General features: G+C 28.8%; 16 protein-coding genes. 12 read left to right on the top strand and 4 right to left on the bottom strand.

Annotation, left to right across the window (positions count from 1 at the left end; all coding sequences use genetic code 11):
• Positions 1-283 precede the first annotated feature (283 nt).
• The gene (locus tag BT151_RS00005) at positions 284-2,242 is read right to left on the bottom strand and encodes a putative porin (RefSeq protein ID WP_072399506.1); all 1,959 of its coding nucleotides are present in this window, start codon (positions 2,240-2,242) and stop codon (positions 284-286) included.
• 144 nt (positions 2,243-2,386) lie between these two features.
• Here BT151_RS00005 and BT151_RS00010 point away from each other — a divergent pair, with 144 nt between their 5' ends.
• The 3 genes from BT151_RS00010 to BT151_RS00020 all read left to right on the top strand — a co-directional run bounded on the left by BT151_RS00010 (position 2,387) and on the right by BT151_RS00020 (position 6,805).
• The gene (locus BT151_RS00010) at positions 2,387-2,986 is read left to right on the top strand and encodes a ribonuclease HII (protein WP_072399507.1); all 600 of its coding nucleotides are present in this window, start codon (positions 2,387-2,389) and stop codon (positions 2,984-2,986) included.
• A 32-nt stretch (positions 2,987-3,018) separates the two neighbouring features.
• Positions 3,019-5,451: a ribonuclease HII gene (locus tag BT151_RS00015; RefSeq protein ID WP_072399508.1), complete on the top strand. Its 2,433-nt coding sequence runs from the start codon at positions 3,019-3,021 to the stop codon at positions 5,449-5,451.
• Positions 5,452-5,755: 304 nt separating this feature from the next.
• Entirely contained in the window at positions 5,756-6,805 is a 1,050-nt protein-coding gene (locus BT151_RS00020) for a nucleoid-associated protein (protein WP_072399509.1), read from the top strand.
• A 135-nt stretch (positions 6,806-6,940) separates the two neighbouring features.
• Here the strand turns inward: BT151_RS00020 and BT151_RS00025 are convergent, their stop codons facing one another.
• Positions 6,941-7,324: a winged helix-turn-helix transcriptional regulator gene (locus tag BT151_RS00025; protein ID WP_072399510.1), complete on the bottom strand. Its 384-nt coding sequence runs from the start codon at positions 7,322-7,324 to the stop codon at positions 6,941-6,943.
• 119 nt (positions 7,325-7,443) lie between these two features.
• On the opposite strand from BT151_RS00025, the gene BT151_RS00030 reads away from it, so the two are divergent.
• Positions 7,444-8,046 (top strand): FMN-dependent NADH-azoreductase, encoded by a 603-nt coding sequence (locus BT151_RS00030; RefSeq protein ID WP_072399511.1) that lies wholly within the window; start codon positions 7,444-7,446, stop codon positions 8,044-8,046.
• 207 nt (positions 8,047-8,253) lie between these two features.
• Here BT151_RS00030 and BT151_RS00035 read toward each other — a convergent pair whose 3' ends face one another.
• On the bottom strand, positions 8,254-8,835 hold the full coding sequence (locus tag BT151_RS00035) for an NUDIX hydrolase (protein WP_072399512.1): 582 nt from the start codon (positions 8,833-8,835) through the stop codon (positions 8,254-8,256).
• 128 nt (positions 8,836-8,963) lie between these two features.
• On the opposite strand from BT151_RS00035, the gene pyrE reads away from it, so the two are divergent.
• Together pyrE and BT151_RS00045 are read left to right on the top strand one after the other, a co-directional pair.
• The gene (pyrE, locus tag BT151_RS00040) at positions 8,964-9,608 is read left to right on the top strand and encodes an orotate phosphoribosyltransferase (RefSeq protein WP_072399513.1); all 645 of its coding nucleotides are present in this window, start codon (positions 8,964-8,966) and stop codon (positions 9,606-9,608) included.
• A 27-nt stretch (positions 9,609-9,635) separates the two neighbouring features.
• Positions 9,636-10,031 (top strand): SRPBCC family protein, encoded by a 396-nt coding sequence (locus BT151_RS00045; protein ID WP_072399514.1) that lies wholly within the window; start codon positions 9,636-9,638, stop codon positions 10,029-10,031.
• Here BT151_RS00045 and BT151_RS00050 read toward each other — a convergent pair.
• Entirely contained in the window at positions 10,028-10,756 is a 729-nt protein-coding gene (locus BT151_RS00050) for a biotin--[acetyl-CoA-carboxylase] ligase (RefSeq protein WP_072399515.1), read from the bottom strand. The two genes, BT151_RS00045 and BT151_RS00050, sit on opposite strands and share 4 nt — an antisense overlap.
• A 93-nt stretch (positions 10,757-10,849) precedes the next feature.
• On the opposite strand from BT151_RS00050, the gene rsfS reads away from it, so the two are divergent.
• The 6 genes from rsfS to BT151_RS00080 all read left to right on the top strand — a co-directional run bounded on the left by rsfS (position 10,850) and on the right by BT151_RS00080 (position 15,652).
• Complete coding sequence (rsfS, locus tag BT151_RS00055) at positions 10,850-11,221, top strand: ribosome silencing factor (protein ID WP_072399516.1); 372 nt, start codon at positions 10,850-10,852, stop codon at positions 11,219-11,221.
• Positions 11,222-11,230: 9 nt separating this feature from the next.
• Positions 11,231-13,207 (top strand): ATP-dependent zinc metalloprotease FtsH, encoded by a 1,977-nt coding sequence (ftsH, locus tag BT151_RS00060; RefSeq protein ID WP_072399517.1) that lies wholly within the window; start codon positions 11,231-11,233, stop codon positions 13,205-13,207.
• Between the two features lie 108 nt (positions 13,208-13,315).
• Positions 13,316-13,924 carry an LUD domain-containing protein gene (locus BT151_RS00065; protein WP_072399518.1) on the top strand — a complete coding sequence of 203 codons (609 nt, stop codon included), beginning with the start codon at positions 13,316-13,318 and terminating at the stop codon, positions 13,922-13,924.
• Between the two features lies 1 nt (position 13,925).
• Positions 13,926-14,747: a phosphatidate cytidylyltransferase gene (locus tag BT151_RS00070; RefSeq protein ID WP_072399519.1), complete on the top strand. Its 822-nt coding sequence runs from the start codon at positions 13,926-13,928 to the stop codon at positions 14,745-14,747.
• Positions 14,737-15,393, top strand: coding sequence for a phosphatidylserine decarboxylase family protein (locus BT151_RS00075; RefSeq protein ID WP_072399520.1), 657 nt, complete (start codon positions 14,737-14,739; stop codon positions 15,391-15,393). Before BT151_RS00070 ends, BT151_RS00075 begins: the two co-directional genes overlap by 11 nt.
• The gene (locus BT151_RS00080; RefSeq protein ID WP_072399521.1) at positions 15,386-15,652 is read left to right on the top strand and encodes an acyl-CoA-binding protein; all 267 of its coding nucleotides are present in this window, start codon (positions 15,386-15,388) and stop codon (positions 15,650-15,652) included. The genes BT151_RS00075 and BT151_RS00080 overlap by 8 nt, the downstream gene beginning before the upstream one ends.
• Positions 15,653-15,728: the final 76 nt, after the last annotated feature.

The raw sequence follows: 15,728 nt of genomic DNA on the forward strand, positions 1-15,728 counted from the left end.
AAACTGATTTATCTTGGCCTTTTTGAGATCATATCCCCTAAAACCCCCTTTAAGAGAATGGTTTTTTATTAGTCTATATATATAGACTAATAAAAATTGTAGGGTTTTGATTAGATACCTATATTATATAAGGTGACCTTATTAGAGTATCTCAAACTCCTGATTAAACCAAATCCCTTTATACTAACCCCGCGTTAGGAATTGTAATGACATCCTTTTTTACTTTTTTAAAAAAGATATAATGTAAAGCCCAACCCCTGAATGGGGGAACGCCATTATTGTTTTATAAAAAGAAGTTCCAAACAACACCGAAGCGAACAATGAAATCGCGATATGGGTAGTTTGGCGCTGAATAATAGTTATACCCTGTAAAGGCTGAATTGAAATGTTCTGCTTTTAAATAGATTCGAGTTTGACGGATTTTTGCATTTATAAAGAAATCTAGACGAGGGAAATCTCCAAACTCTCTTTCGTTTTGCACATAGAATTCTGCTAACAGCGGACTGTAATCATTCATATAATACTTTGTGAAGTAATTAAGTGTTACTCCTGTTTGCAAATACAAGGCCTTTTTAAATAAATGACTAGAAAAATATAACGTGTTTCTTGTTGTGATCTCTGGAACGTTTAATACATTATTATCGTCTTGAACGTTTTGATATAATATAGTATTGTTTAAAGCAAACTTGCCAACTTTTATTTCGTTTTCAAATTTAACTCTTAGATATGTTATGGAGTTATTGTTTTGAAATGGTTTTACTTGATTACTTGTTTCGTCTTCTTTGAAATAAACATAGTCGTTTATTGTTGAATAATCCAAAGTAATATTTGCTAATTTTTTATATTTTACATTAAATGCTAACTGCTGAGTTTCGGTGTTAGTGAAATTATTTTGCCAGTTGTAATTTATATAATCACTTTGATATAATAGTGTATTATAATTTGGCGCTTGAGAACTATGGTTTAATGTTGCTGTTGCCGCAATATCTTCATTTAACTTAAAGGATGCTTGTGCTTTTAAAAAGTTACCATCAAAGTCGCCAGATATATTAATACCCAATTCCCCTTGTAAATCAAAACCTCTATACTGTTTATGATATTTACCACCAGCTGAAAAGATATCGCCTTTTATTCTGTTTTTTATGGTATTGCCATTTAAAACTACAATTTTATCATAACCATAATTATAATTATTGTTACTTACATTAAATTGCAGGTCTCCTATTATATTATTACTATAATTTAATTTAAGTTGATTGTATAAATTTTCTAATGTTGCACGATCTTTTAGTTTTGATGTTTTAAAAGCATCACCAAAAAAACTTGTGTTGGCTGTTGATTGATCATATTGAAAATATTTATCTTCAAAAGAAATAATATGACCTATGCTTAATTTGTTTTTTGAAAGAGAATCTTTTTCTCTGATGATTTTATAATTATGTTCTAAATGAAATCTCTTTCCTCTTAAGATACTTTCGGCATTTTCAAAATTCACTTCTAATATTGATCGGTCTAAAAACTCTTCTTCTCCTTCTTCAAAAGATTCTATACCATCATCTTGAATACCTCCGTTTTCTTGATTCAACAAATCTTGCATAACTATATGCCCTCTAAAATTATAACGGTCATTTTTTGTTCTGTAATTTGAAGTAAATCTAAAATTACCAGTGCTTGTTAAAATGTGTTGATATTTCCCTAAAGAACGAAGCCCTTTATAAGCTATTGAGAAATTAAATTGAGGTGATGTATTTATGGTAAAAAAAGAATCGGCTAATTGACCTTGCTCAAAAGCTGTTTTAAAAAACAGTTCTGTTAATGGAGTTGGAACGCGATAATAGTTTATATCTTCAATTTCCATGTAATTGAAATGTCTAGCTCGTGCTCCAAACCCAGGGATTAGGCTTGTATTTTCTAAATTATAAGTTAAACTATTATAGGTTTGCCCTAAATTTGAAAAAGGCATTAATCCAAAATTATCCTTTCTTAAATAGTTAAACTTATATTCTTTTTGAATAGTTAAACTGGTGTCGACGTATGTAGTATCGTTCTCAAAAGAAATAATTAGATAATCTTCTATTTTGGCCTTTGGACTTTTTATTCCTGATCCTTTTTTAGATGTTCTACTTATGGTGTCTTGAGTGTTTACTATATCTTTCTTTTCACCAAAACCTCCGAGCTTTCTTTGAGCATTTAACCCATTACAAAACAATATAAAAAGTAAAACAAAAACTAATTTATTCATAAATACATATTTCCGAGGCAAAAGTAATTATTTGAACGTAAAGTGCGGGTAAATATTTTAAATAAAGAAACCCTAATTCTTAAACAAGAAAATAAATACTTATACTATGTTAAACAATTATAAGTTTATGAATATTTTAGCTCTATGTTATTAGAAAAATATTCGAATTATAATATTGAATGTGGCACAGATGAAGCAGGTCGTGGCTGTCTTGCTGGTCCTGTAACTGCTGCTGCAGTTATTCTTCCTGAGAAATTTAAAAATTCGATATTAAACGACTCCAAACAACTTAGCGAAAAAAAAAGAGACCTGTTAAAACCTATTATTGAAGAGCAAGCTTTAAATTTTGGGGTTGCACATGTTTTCCAAGAGGAAATAGATAGTATCAATATTCTCAATGCTTCCATTTTAGCAATGCATAAATCTATTGAAAAATTAACATTAAACCCCCAATTTATAATTGTTGATGGCAATAGATTTAAACCTTTTAAAAATATTCCTTTTGAAACTATTATAAAAGGTGATGGTAAATATTTAAGTATTGCTGCAGCATCTATTTTAGCAAAAACGTATCGAGATATCTATATGAATGTCATTCACGAAGAATACCCTATGTATAATTGGAAAAAAAACAAGGGTTACCCAACTAAAGAACACAGAGAGGCTATTAGAAAATATGGTATAACAAAATATCATAGAAAATCCTTTAGATTATTACCAGAACAATTTAACTTAGACTTATAAGTTTTTATATTTGTAAATAATTCATTCACTTCATGAGATTTTTTTATTTTGCCCTCATTACTCTACTTTTCATAAGCTGTAATACCATTGAATCAAATCGTTCTAAGTTTATTGATTTTGTTCCAGAAAACACCTCTATAATTATAAAATCCACTAATGTTGAAGGTTTAAAAAGCAGTTTAAATAATAGTGACTTTTTACAAAAAATTTCTAATGCCAATTCTTATAAAAATTTAGAAAACAAGCTTGAAGGATTATCTTATTTAAATCCATCAAGTGAAGTATTAATATGTTTTTCAAACGATTCAAAGGATAGTCTTCAATATTCTATAATCACAAAGTACAGTCAAGACCTATTTATTAAAGACTCCTTACCTAATTATATAGAAGAAACACTTAAGCAGAAAAACAAAACCATTACAAAATCTACCATAAACAACAACACCTTTTATAGTACAGTTATAGATAGTATTTTTTTCGCCTCATCTTCAAAAGATATTGTAGATGCCGTTTTTAATAAATCTGATGCCGATATTGAATTAAAAAAAACATACAGTACCATTAATAATGACAAAACGTTTTCTATTTTATTAAAACCTAATAAGGTATTTGCTAAAACATTTTTTGTTGAAGATTCTATTTCATTAAAAACATTCACAAATTATATCGCTGCAGATGTTGATATCACTCAAAACAGCATTCTTATAAATGGTGTTACAAAAGCGAACGACTCATCAAAAAGCTTAATCAATATTTTTAAAAATACGATTCCGCAAGAAAATCAAATTCAAAATATAGCACCATCTAATAGTGATGGTTTTATGAGTTTTACTTTTGATGATTTTAAAACTATTGAAAACAACCTTGCTAAGTTCAATTTAAAAGATTCTATAACCTCTACTTCTACTCTCTTTAATGATATTATTGAAGTTGGAGTAGTATATGAAGATCATAACCGGGCTATTATTTTAAATTCGATTGATATAATTGCTACAAAAGATGCTCTTTTAAGTGAACAAACCGTTATAGACACTTACCGAGAAATTGATATTTACAGTTTTAGTAAACCAAATTTATTCTCAAAAACATTTTCACCATTAATTTCATTTAACGATGCAACCATATATTGTGTGCTAGATAATCTATTTGTTTTTGCCAATAGTATAGAAATGCTCCAAAATATTATTGCTAGTTATCAAAACAAAACCACTTTAAGTAATAACAATGAATTTAAAAATATAAAAGACAATTTAAGTGACGCATCATCACTAATACAAGTAACAAATTCATCATCTTTAAAATCCATATTAAATAAAAATTTTAAAGATGATAACAACTACAAACTAAACAACTATAATGCATCTGCAATTCAATTTATTTATGATAATAATTTTGCACATATTCATGCCATTATAAAAAAGAGTGAAACTAAAGCTTCCATAAATTCGGTTTCAGAAGAACTTAATATTAAACTTGATAAAGATCTTTTAAATAATCCTCAGTTTGTAACAAATCATATTACTAAACAAAAAGAAATTGTTGTTCAAGACGTTAACAACAACTTATATTTAATTTCTAATGAAGGAAAAATTCTTTGGAAAAAAGCATTACAAGGTCCTGTTTTAGGAACTATTGAACAAATTGACATTTACAAAAACGGAAGATTACAACTTGCTTTTGCTACTCCAAATAGAGTTTATGTTATTGATAGAAGCGGTAGAGATGTAGCGCCGTTTCCTGCAAAATTTAATGACGAAATCACGCAGCCTTTATCTGTTTTTGATTATGATAAAAACAAAAATTACCGCCTTTTAGTAACACAAGGTAAAAATATTTTAATGTATACTGTTAAGGCAAAAATTGTAAATGGTTTTAATTTAAAATCTGCTAATAGCAATATTATTTGCCAACCTAAACATTTTAGAATTGGCACTAAGGATTATATCGCTTTTAAAACACAAAACAAACTTTATATATTAGATAGAAAGGGAAAAACAAGAGTATCACCTAAAAACGAAAATAATTATTCTAATCAACCCATTTTTTTATATAATAATACATTTACGACTACCAGTCTTGACGGTAATTTAATTTCTATAGACACTAAAGGAAATGTGTCTTCAAGAAAAATAAATCTTTCAGAAAAACACACTATTGAATCAAGCAGTAAAACACTTGTAGCCTTGAGTGAAAACAAATTATTAATAAAAAATAAAACCACAGAACTGGATTATGGTGATTATTCAAAATGTAAACTTTTTTATATAAACGATAAAATTTATGTAAGTGTTACCGATTTACAATCACATAAAATTCTCCTTTTTGACAGTCAATCCAATTTACTGCCTAATTTTCCGGTTTATGGAAATTCTTCAATAGAAATTAATAATATTGATAGCGACAGAAAGCTAGAGTTTGTAACAAAGGGTGAAAGTAATTCTATAATTCTTTATCAAATTAATTAATTGCTAATAACTCTGTTAGTAATTTTATTTTAAGGCACTTGTTTATCAAAAACTAATCTTTATATTTAACCAGCTATTAATCAAATTTTCACAGAAATCTCTACATAACTAATATACCTGTTTTTTCATTTTAGGATAACACCTAATATGGATAACTATTGTTATGTTAAGCAAAAAATATAACGACAACCAAGTCGCGCAAGTCCTCGAATCTTACGGAACGTCAAAGTGTAATGCTTTGGCGTTCTTTTTTTATCAATATTCAAACTTAATTTAATAGTATTGCAGTCTTAAATATTTATTTATGATTTCACGTAAAAATGCCTCAATTTCAAAGTTCATTATTCATAAAGTTGGTAATAAATTCAACGATACAAAAAATGCTTTTTCAGAAAAATTAGTCGATTTTGATGAAGCCAGTTACGATTTAATGTTACCTTTTCTTTTAAGGCCTTTTGGTAGTGTAGTACAAAGCTATCGTTTTAACCACCATGCAAATATTTCATTAAATGAAATAAATAGCTACAGCACACAAATGTTTAATGATGAAGATGGTTTTGTAGAAATCTCAAAACACATGGTAACACATTTATATGAGCAGTCTAGTTCTGCAAATATAAAAACAGGTGATGTTTTAATAGTTATGTTTGAAGGTATCGAATTTAGAGACATGACAACCAATGCTATTGGTATTTTTAAAATTGAAAATAAAGTAAATTTCTTTCAAACCTTTTTAGAAGATAAAAGTTATGATGTATTGGTGCAAAAAGGAATAAGCTCAAAAAAAGTAGATAAAGGCTGTTTAATTTTAAACCAAAGTGATGGTGAAGGAAATATTATTTTAAGTGTAGATAATAATAGTTACGATGCCCAATATTGGATTAATCACTTTTTAAATATTAAATATGCTGATGATTCTAATAATCATACCCAACAATATATTGAGTTATGTAAAGATTTCTCTACCGAGATTTTAAAAACGAGTTATGGTGCCAAAGAACAAAATACATTTCTAGCAAAAACTATTGATTTTTTTAAAGAAAATGAAATTGTAAATATCGAACAATTTAAAGAAGAACTTTTTGAAGATGAAAAACAAATTAGAGAGTTCGAAGATTATAAAAAAGAATTTGAAGGTGAACAAAATTTAGTTATCAGAAACCAATTTGACGTAGCCGAAGCTGTTGTTAATAAAGAAAAACGAAAAATAAAAACAGATATTAAACTAGACACCAACATACAAATAAAACTAGATATTGATGCTCCAGACGCTTCAGCCGAATATCTAGAACGTGGTTATGATGATGAAAAGAAAATGCATTATTATAAGGTGTTCTTTAACGCAGAAAGCTAAATTTTGCAATTGACTTTATGAAATTATCAGCTAAACTTAAAACGATTTCAAATAATCATCATGTAGTTTCAAACATCTTATGATGTTGTAACAAAAGGTAAGTGAATTAATTCTTCACAACTTTTCTATAATAAACTAAAACTTATCTTTTCTGATATTTAACTTATGTTCCCTACCCCAATCTGAAAGAGCAATAATGGTATTTTTCAATGTTTTGCTATAATCTGTAGATACATATTCCACAACCACAGGGTTTCGTTCTGCATAAACAACTCTTTTTACAAATCCATTCATTTCCAAGTCTTTAAGTTCATTAGAAAGAACACGAGCCGAAATTGCACCAATATTTCTTTGCAATTCATTAAACCGAATGTTTCCAACTTCCTGCAACACAATAATAATTTTTAGTTTCCATTTCCCACCAATTACATAAAGCGCATCTTCGACAGCAAATAATTTTTCTGAACATTTGTTGACACAAACTTCTGTGGGCTTTTCATAAACAGATTCTTTCTCCATAACAATATATAATTATAGTTAACTAACAAAAAGGTTACTACTAACCTTTTGTTTACTACTAATTTTTAATAACCAAATATAAATAACTTTGCAGAACAATTTTAAATTTTAAAAAAAATATGAAAAAAGTATTGCATATTATTTCAAGCCCAAGAACCGACGCATCTGTAAGTAGAAAATTAGGAAATGCTATTGTGGGAGAAATTAAAAAAAAATACCCTGAAATCACTTTGAAAGAGCGAGATTTATCAAAAAATCTTATTCCACATTTAGAAGAAACTCATGTAACTTCGTTTTTTTCACCTGCAGAAAGTCGTACTACTGAACAAGAAAAAATTAATACATATTCAGAGAAACTAATTTCAGAATTGCAGGAAGCCGATATTATCGTAGTTGACTCTCCTATTTATAATTTTTCAATTACTTCTTCGCTCAAAGCATATATTGACCATGTTTCGAGAGCAGGTTATACATTTAGTTATTCCGAAAAAGGACCTGAAGGTTTGTTGAATAACAAAAAATTGTACCTCGCAGTTTCAAGTGGAAGTATTTTTTCAAAAGGAGTATATCAAGCAAACGATTTTAATGTGCCATATCTTAAAGCTCTTTTCAGTTTCTTCGGTGTTAATGACACAAGTGTTTTCCGTGCCGAAGGTTTAGCTATGCCAGGAATTATGGAAAACGCTTTAGAAAAAGGCATCGAAAGTATTGTTATAGATTAATACTATTTTTACCTATGTTTATAAAAAAACCTTCCTAGTTTCTGGAAGGTTTTTTATTTTCAGTATCCTTTTGTATTAATTTAGGCTTTTCAAAAAAAACGCCATTAATTTCAACTACTTTTTTATCCTTAATGGTTTTAAAACTTAAATTAAATATCTTTTTTCAAAATCAAACTTTAGATATTCTAACATAAAACCTGCTTCAAACTAAACAAGCAACTTAATATTTGCATAAGAATTTTCAAGAGCTTCTTTAATTTGGTTGTTATCTAACCACTCTACTTTAGTAATACCTTCATCTACTTGAGCATTTAATTTACCGTTATAGTTAGTTTTCATTTCAAACCAATAAGTTATTTTTATTTTATAACGCCCATTACGTTTAAAAATATGGTAAGTAGTATCTAACGGTTTGGTTATTATTAAACTTTCCACACCAGTTTCTTCTTCTACTTCTCTAATAGCAGTTTTTTCAATGGTCTCTTTTCCTTCTGTCTTACCTTTTGGTAAATCCCATTTATCATTTCTATAAATGAATAAAACCTCCCCTTTATCATTATAAACTTTACCTCCACCTGCAATTACATTAGGCAGCTTTTTTAAGAATTTTTTTAAAAGCTTATCTTTATTTTTATGTATTAATCTAACTTCTTTTAAAGATGTTGTATTAAGCTTTCTAATTGCCTTTCTTATATTTACTGTGTTAAGTAAATAATTCTTAAAGTCATCTTCTTTCTCTACTACCGTTGTTAAAATTATTGGTTTATCACCAACAAAAACTCTATACATACTTAGCTGTAATTAATATTTTCAACATGGTAAAAATATCATTTTTAGTTATAAAATTGTTAAAAAATTTTTTTTTTATTGATAATTAACTGTAACATAAAACTAAATTTATATGTAATTTCGCCAACATGATTTTTAACAAAAATACCGCTAAAAAAACCGCCGAAGTTTTATTGCAGGTTAATGCCATAAAACTTAGCCCTAATGAACCATTTACTTGGGCTTCTGGATGGAAATCACCAATTTATTGTGATAACCGCATTATATTATCATTTCCAACTATTAGAAATTACATTCGTGAAACTATGGGAAAACATATTGAAAAACAATATGGAAAACCAGATGTTATTGCAGGTGTTGCGACGGGCGCCATAGGTATTGGTATGTTAGTTGCAGAATATTTAGGCTTACCATTTATTTATGTAAGACCAGATGCTAAAGGTCACGGACGTAAAAACCAAATTGAAGGATTTATTGAAAGCGGACAAAATGTAGTTGTTGTTGAAGACTTAATAAGCACAGGAAAAAGTAGCCTAAATGCAGTTAAAGCCTTAAAAGAAGCTGGTATAAATGTAAAAGGTATGGTTGCTATTTTTACTTATGGTTTTGATGTTGCTGATGAAAATTTTAAAAAAGAGAACATCCTTCTACATACTTTAAGTAATTATGAAAACTTATTGGAAGAGGCTTTAGAAACCAATTATATTTCAGAAAAAGAATTAAAAACATTATCTGAATGGAATACCAATCCTAGTGAATGGAACGCTAATTGATATAGCAATAAAAAACAAAATTATATTATGAACTTAGAATCCCCAAAAATTAGCGTAAGTAAATCACCAGAAGAAGTATTTAATTTTCTATCTGATGTTAAAAATTTCAAATCATTAATGCCTGAAAATATTAGCAAATTTGAAGTTTTAGGTGACGATAAATTTTTATTTGCTTTAAAAGGAATGCCTGAAATCATTCTTAAAAAGAAAGAAGTTATCCCGCCAAATAAAATTATTTTAGGTGCAGCAGGTGGCAAAATAGATTTTTCACTTATTGGAAATATAGTTAAAATTGATGATGCATCAAGTGAAGTACAATTAGAATTTACTGGTGACTTTAACCCTATGATGGCTATGATGATAAAAGGCCCTATTAGCAAATTCATTGAAACACTAGCAACAAGTATTCCTAAAGCTATTTAATAAAGCAATGTAATTTCTTTAAGATCAAATTTCTTTACAATTTCGTCTTCTAAAATCACTTGTAGTTTACCATACTTGGTAACACCTTTTATAAATCCAGAAAATAACAAACCATCAGTATTTTTGAATGTTGATGGTTTATTTTTTCTAAATAAACTCTCTTCATATTCATTTTTAACAGCATCGTATTTTTCTTGCTGTAAAAGTGAAGAATAATGTTTTGTATCTTTAATAATACTACCTAAAATTTCATCCAAATTATAATGAATTCCAGTAATATTCTTTAAAGATGAAGCCTTTGGAAGGTCACAAAATTTAGTCTGATTTACATTAACACCTACACCTATAATTGTTGAATTGAGTCTGTTTTTTATGACATTTTCAATCAAAATTCCACAAATTTTCTTATTTGCTGACAAAATGTCGTTAGGCCATTTTATACGTAAGTCAGGAATATTTAAAGTTTTTAAAGTTTTTAAAATAGCCAAAGAAATAGCCATACTAATATAAAAAGGGTATTCAACATCATGTTTACTTAAATCCTTAAACAAGCTAAACATAAGGTTTTCACCTTTATTAGAACTCCAAAGAGCGCCCATTTGCCCTCGTCCATTTGTTTGGTATTCTGCAACAACAACAGTATAATCGGCAACCTCTTGCTTACTAATCATCTCTTTTAAAAATGAATTTGTAGAATCGATGGCATCAAGTTTGATTATGTTCATATTGAAGTTATTGTTATGCTTAAAAATCTTATGATTATTTTAAAGTATAAAGAACTAAAAAAATAATAACTTTGCACAAATTAAATAAAATTAATGGCGAAAGAAAAAATAAGCACAGACCAATTAATATCAGTAATAATTAGTGGCATTGAAGATGTTAAAGGCAAAGAAATAAACATTCTAGATTTAAGAGATATTGAAAACACCGTTTGTGATTACTTTATAATTTGCGAAGGTACTTCTAATACGCAAGTAAACGCCATAGTTAATTCCATACAAAAAAAGGTAAGCAAAGAGCTTAAAGACAATCCTTGGCACACTGAAGGTGTTGATAATGCCGAATGGGTTTTAATTGATTATGTGAATGTTGTAGTTCATGTATTTCAAAAACACATAAGAGAGTATTACGATATTGAAAGTCTTTGGGGCGATGCAAAAACAACAGTAATAGAAACTAGCTACTAAAAAAATCAGATGGCAAACGATAAAAAAAATATAAAAGACAAGAAACCTAAATTCAGTCCGTATTGGATTTACGGTATATTAATAGCTATTTTCTTAGGCTTTCAATTATTTAGTAATGGAAGTTATTCAGATGGTAGTGCAACAACTCCTGCAGAATTTTTTAAATATTTAGAAGCTGGTGACGTTGAAAAAGTAGATATCATTAAAAACACCCGTGTTGCAAAAGTTTATTTAACTAAAGATGCTGAAGCTAAAGAAATTCATAAAAACTCAAAGCCTCAAACCTTTATACCTACTGCTACAAAATTACCTAACTATAAATTTGAATTTGGTGATCTTCAAAATTTTGAAAACAAATTAAATGAAGCCACTAAAGATTTAAGTGTTAAGCCAGTTGTAAAATTTGATACCGAAACTAATGATTGGGGAAATCTTCTTATGGGAATTCTGCCTTTCATCTTACTTATTGGTGTTTGGATATTTATCATGCGTCGTATGTCAGGTGGTGCTGGCGGCGGTGCTGGTGGACAAATTTTTAATATTGGAAAATCAAAAGCTAAACTTTTTGACCAAAATACAGAAGTTAAAACAAGTTTTAAAGATGTAGCTGGTTTAGAAGGTGCAAAAGAAGAAGTTCAAGAAATTGTAGACTTTCTTAAATACCCAGAAAAATACACAACACTAGGAGGAAAAATCCCTAAAGGCGCATTACTTGTAGGACCTCCAGGAACTGGAAAAACCTTATTAGCAAAAGCCGTTGCCGGTGAAGCTAAAGTACCTTTCTTTTCATTATCTGGTTCAGATTTCGTTGAAATGTTTGTTGGTGTTGGTGCATCTCGTGTTAGAGATTTATTTAAACAAGCCAAAGAAAAATCTCCTTCTATCATTTTTATAGATGAAATTGATGCCATTGGTCGTGCTAGAGGAAAAAACGCTATGTCTGGAAGCAATGACGAACGCGAAAACACACTAAACCAACTACTAACCGAAATGGATGGTTTTGGCACAAATACTAACGTTATTGTTATTGCTGCTACCAATAGAGCTGATATTTTAGACACAGCTTTAATGCGTGCAGGACGTTTTGATAGACAAATTTTTGTTGATTTACCAGATGTTCGTGAACGTAAAGAAATTTTTGAAGTACACTTAAGACCTCTTAAAAAAGCTAAAGATTTAGATTTAGATTTTCTATCTAAACAAACCCCAGGTTTTTCTGGAGCTGATATTGCTAACGTTTGTAACGAAGCTGCATTAATAGCTGCTAGAAATGGTAAAAAAGCTGTTGACAAACAAGATTTTCTTGACGCTGTAGATAGAATAATTGGTGGTTTAGAAAAGAAAAATAAAATAATTACTCCTAGTGAGAAAAAAGCGGTAGCTTATCATGAAGCTGGTCATGCAACAGTAAGTTGGATGTTAGAACATGCTGCACCTTTAGTAAAAGTAACAATCGTTCCTCGTGGACGTTCATTAGGTGCTGCATGGTATTTACCAGAAGAGCGTTTAATTGTTCATCCAGAACAAATGCTTGATGAAATGTGTGCTGCTCTTGGTGGTCGTGCTGCCGAAAAAGTAATTTTCAACAAAATATCTACAGGAGCACTTAGCGACCTTGAAAAGGTGACTAAACAGGCTAGAGCTATGGTAACCGTTTATGGATTAAGTGATAAAGTTGGTAACCTAACTTATTACGATTCTTCCGGACAAAATGAGTTTGGTTTTTCTAAACCTTATAGTGAACAAACTGCAGAATTGATTGATCAAGAAATTTCAGATATTATTGAAAAACAGTACAAAAGAGCTATTGATTTACTTGAAAAGAACAAAGACAAACTAACAGAGCTTGCTGAAGTTCTTTTAGAAAAAGAAGTTATTTTTAAAGATAATCTCGAAAAAATATTTGGAAAAAGAGCTTTTGTAAAAGAAGAAGCTGAAGAGAAAAAAGTAAATAATGAAACTTTAGAGGAGCAATCTGAAAAGTAGATATTTGTTAAGCTTTTAGTAAAAATCTTAAATTAACTGCATGGTTAATTTAAGATTTTTTATATTTGAAAAACATCTCAAAAATTTTGGTTAATAGCAATTCACTAAATGAGTCTTTTTAGAAAAATTTTTGGTTCTAAATCCGAGAGTTCAGGAGAAGAATTAAAATCTGAAAATAGAGGCAAATATATGCCTGAAATAAAGCTACCAATAGACGAAAGGTTTACTATAAACTTTAAAGCTAATGGCGGTAAGTTCTTGTATTGTGAAAACTTAAACGAAGTTTTTGAAAACTTAGACTATATTATTGCAGAAAATAGCTGGGAACAAGAAAAGGTTTTAATACTTGATCAGAACTTACAAGCTAAATTTAAAAATTCAGGCTTACTACCAACAAAAAAAATAAGTGACTCTACATTTTTATTAACTACTTGCGAAAATTTAATTGCAAATGATGGATCACTCCTTATTTCATCAAAACAAATATTTGAAAAAAAACTCCCAGAGTTACCGGTGAATTTTATAATGTTTGCTACAACTAGTCAAATTGTTGAGAATATCGGAGAAGGTTTACGCGGAATAAAATCTAAAAACAAACAAAAAATTCCAACTAATATTACGACTATAAAACATTTTAAATCAGATGATGAAAAAGATTTTCTAAGCTATGGCAGTAGTGCCAAAAATTTATATCTACTACTTTTAGAAGATTTATAGAATGAAAGAAATTCTTGTACGTTCATTTTCTGGGTTACTCTATGTTTCCTTATTAATTATTTGTTTAAATTTTGAACAAGCATTAATAGCACTTTTTTTTGTTTTTGGTTTAATTTGTATAGGCGAATTCAAAAAGCTCATTCAACTTAAAAGTAATATTCCATATGTTATATTTATTATATTATATGCTGTTTTTGGCTATTGGCAAGCCGTATTAAATACAAATCTTGGTTTAAATGAAGCTACTCAAATACTTATGGTTCTATCTATATTTGTTGAGCTATTTTTAATAAAAGATTTATTTTCAGAAAAAACAATTCCTCTATTTGCAACAAAACGTTTTATACTCACTACATTTTATTTATCAAGTGCCTTTGTTTTTTTAATATTAATTGCAAACTATTATGAAGATTATAACCCTAACATATTATTAGGTTCATTTATTTTAGTTTGGGTAAATGATTCTTTTGCTTATATAGTTGGCAAGAATTTTGGTAAGCAAAAGCTTTTTGAAAAAATATCACCAAAAAAAACTGTTGAAGGTTTTCTAGGAGGATTGTTTTTTTCATGTGTAGCTAGCTATTTTATTGCTACCTTTACAAACTCTTTAGAGTTTACAAATTGGTTGATTTTAAGCATTATTATTAGCGTTTTTGGAACCTTAGGCGATTTAATAGAATCTAAGTTTAAAAGGCAGGCAAAAGTTAAAGATAGTGGTGTAATTATGCCTGGTCATGGTGGATTGCTAGACCGATTAGATAGTATTATTTTTGCAGCACCTTTTATATATTTATTTTTAAGAATTTTACATTATGTTTCATAAGGAAGGTCATAAAATCATTTTTATAACATTTATTGTTATAGTTGCTTCTTTTTTATTGGTTGATAATTTTATAAGTATTTCATGGTTAAGAGCCATTGTTATGATTGCCTTATTGGTTTTCTTAATATTAATACTTCAATTTTTTAGAAACCCTAAACGACAAACCTCTCTAAATAACAAACAAGTAGTATCCCCTGTTGATGGCAAAGTAGTAGTTATTGAAGAAGTTTTTGAAAAAGAATACTTCAAAGAAAAACGTATACAAGTAAGTGTATTTATGTCTCCTATAAATGTGCATGTAACACGTTATCCTATTAGCGGTAATGTTATTTTTAGCAAATATCATCCTGGTAAATATTTAGTTGCATGGCATCCAAAAGCTAGTGAGGAAAACGAACGCACAACAGTTGTTATAGAGAATGAAACTTATGGAAAAGTGCTACATAGACAAATAGCAGGTGCTCTTGCCAAACGTATTGTTAATTACGCAAAACTTAATGACAAAGCAATACAAGGAAGTGATTCTGGCTTTATTAAGTTTGGCTCAAGAGTTGATTTATTTTTACCATTAGATACTGATATAAAAGTGTCTCTTAATCAAAAAGTTCGCGGAGGCGAAAGTGTGATTGCTGAACTTAATGAATAGTAAAAAATTAGACATAGAATTCCAAGATGCAGTAAAGCGTGTTAATGCACACAGTGAACCTTTTCCTGCCGATACTTTATTAAAGCTTTATGCTTATTATAAAAAAGCTACTAATGATTATAGCAGACCTAGTAGTAAAAAAGCTATAATTAATGCTTTTAAAACTAATGCTCTATTTCAAGTAGAAAACATCACTGAGGATGAGGCAAAACAGATTTATATTGACTTGGTAAATAACTACTTTTTATATAGAAAGTAATATTCTAACTTTCACTAGAAAAAATTTAGAAAACTAAAGAATTCAAGAAATTACCAAGTTTTTGTAAAAATAGTTT

Source organism: Flaviramulus basaltis (assembly GCF_900114265.1).
GTDB classification, from domain to species: domain Bacteria; phylum Bacteroidota; class Bacteroidia; order Flavobacteriales; family Flavobacteriaceae; genus Flaviramulus; species Flaviramulus basaltis.

Excerpts from the sequence above, each read along its gene's own strand:
- BT151_RS00045 (WP_072399514.1), top strand. The coding sequence starts at position 9,636 with ATGAACTTAGAATCCCCAAAAATTAGCGTAAGTAAATCACCAGAAGAA.
- BT151_RS00075 (WP_072399520.1), top strand. The coding sequence starts at position 14,737 with ATGTTTCATAAGGAAGGTCATAAAATCATTTTTATAACATTTATTGTT.
- BT151_RS00010 (WP_072399507.1), top strand. The coding sequence starts at position 2,387 with ATGTTATTAGAAAAATATTCGAATTATAATATTGAATGTGGCACAGAT.
- BT151_RS00050 (WP_072399515.1), bottom strand. The coding sequence starts at position 10,756 with ATGAACATAATCAAACTTGATGCCATCGATTCTACAAATTCATTTTTA.
- rsfS (WP_072399516.1), top strand. The coding sequence starts at position 10,850 with ATGGCGAAAGAAAAAATAAGCACAGACCAATTAATATCAGTAATAATT.
- BT151_RS00035 (WP_072399512.1), bottom strand. The coding sequence starts at position 8,835 with ATGTATAGAGTTTTTGTTGGTGATAAACCAATAATTTTAACAACGGTA.
- pyrE (WP_072399513.1), top strand. The coding sequence starts at position 8,964 with ATGATTTTTAACAAAAATACCGCTAAAAAAACCGCCGAAGTTTTATTG.
- BT151_RS00015 (WP_072399508.1), top strand. The coding sequence starts at position 3,019 with ATGAGATTTTTTTATTTTGCCCTCATTACTCTACTTTTCATAAGCTGT.
- BT151_RS00030 (WP_072399511.1), top strand. The coding sequence starts at position 7,444 with ATGAAAAAAGTATTGCATATTATTTCAAGCCCAAGAACCGACGCATCT.
- ftsH (WP_072399517.1), top strand. The coding sequence starts at position 11,231 with ATGGCAAACGATAAAAAAAATATAAAAGACAAGAAACCTAAATTCAGT.
- BT151_RS00025 (WP_072399510.1), bottom strand. The coding sequence starts at position 7,324 with ATGGAGAAAGAATCTGTTTATGAAAAGCCCACAGAAGTTTGTGTCAAC.
- BT151_RS00005 (WP_072399506.1), bottom strand. The coding sequence starts at position 2,242 with ATGAATAAATTAGTTTTTGTTTTACTTTTTATATTGTTTTGTAATGGG.
- BT151_RS00065 (WP_072399518.1), top strand. The coding sequence starts at position 13,316 with ATGAGTCTTTTTAGAAAAATTTTTGGTTCTAAATCCGAGAGTTCAGGA.
- BT151_RS00020 (WP_072399509.1), top strand. The coding sequence starts at position 5,756 with ATGATTTCACGTAAAAATGCCTCAATTTCAAAGTTCATTATTCATAAA.
- BT151_RS00080 (WP_072399521.1), top strand. The coding sequence starts at position 15,386 with ATGAATAGTAAAAAATTAGACATAGAATTCCAAGATGCAGTAAAGCGT.
- BT151_RS00070 (WP_072399519.1), top strand. The coding sequence starts at position 13,926 with ATGAAAGAAATTCTTGTACGTTCATTTTCTGGGTTACTCTATGTTTCC.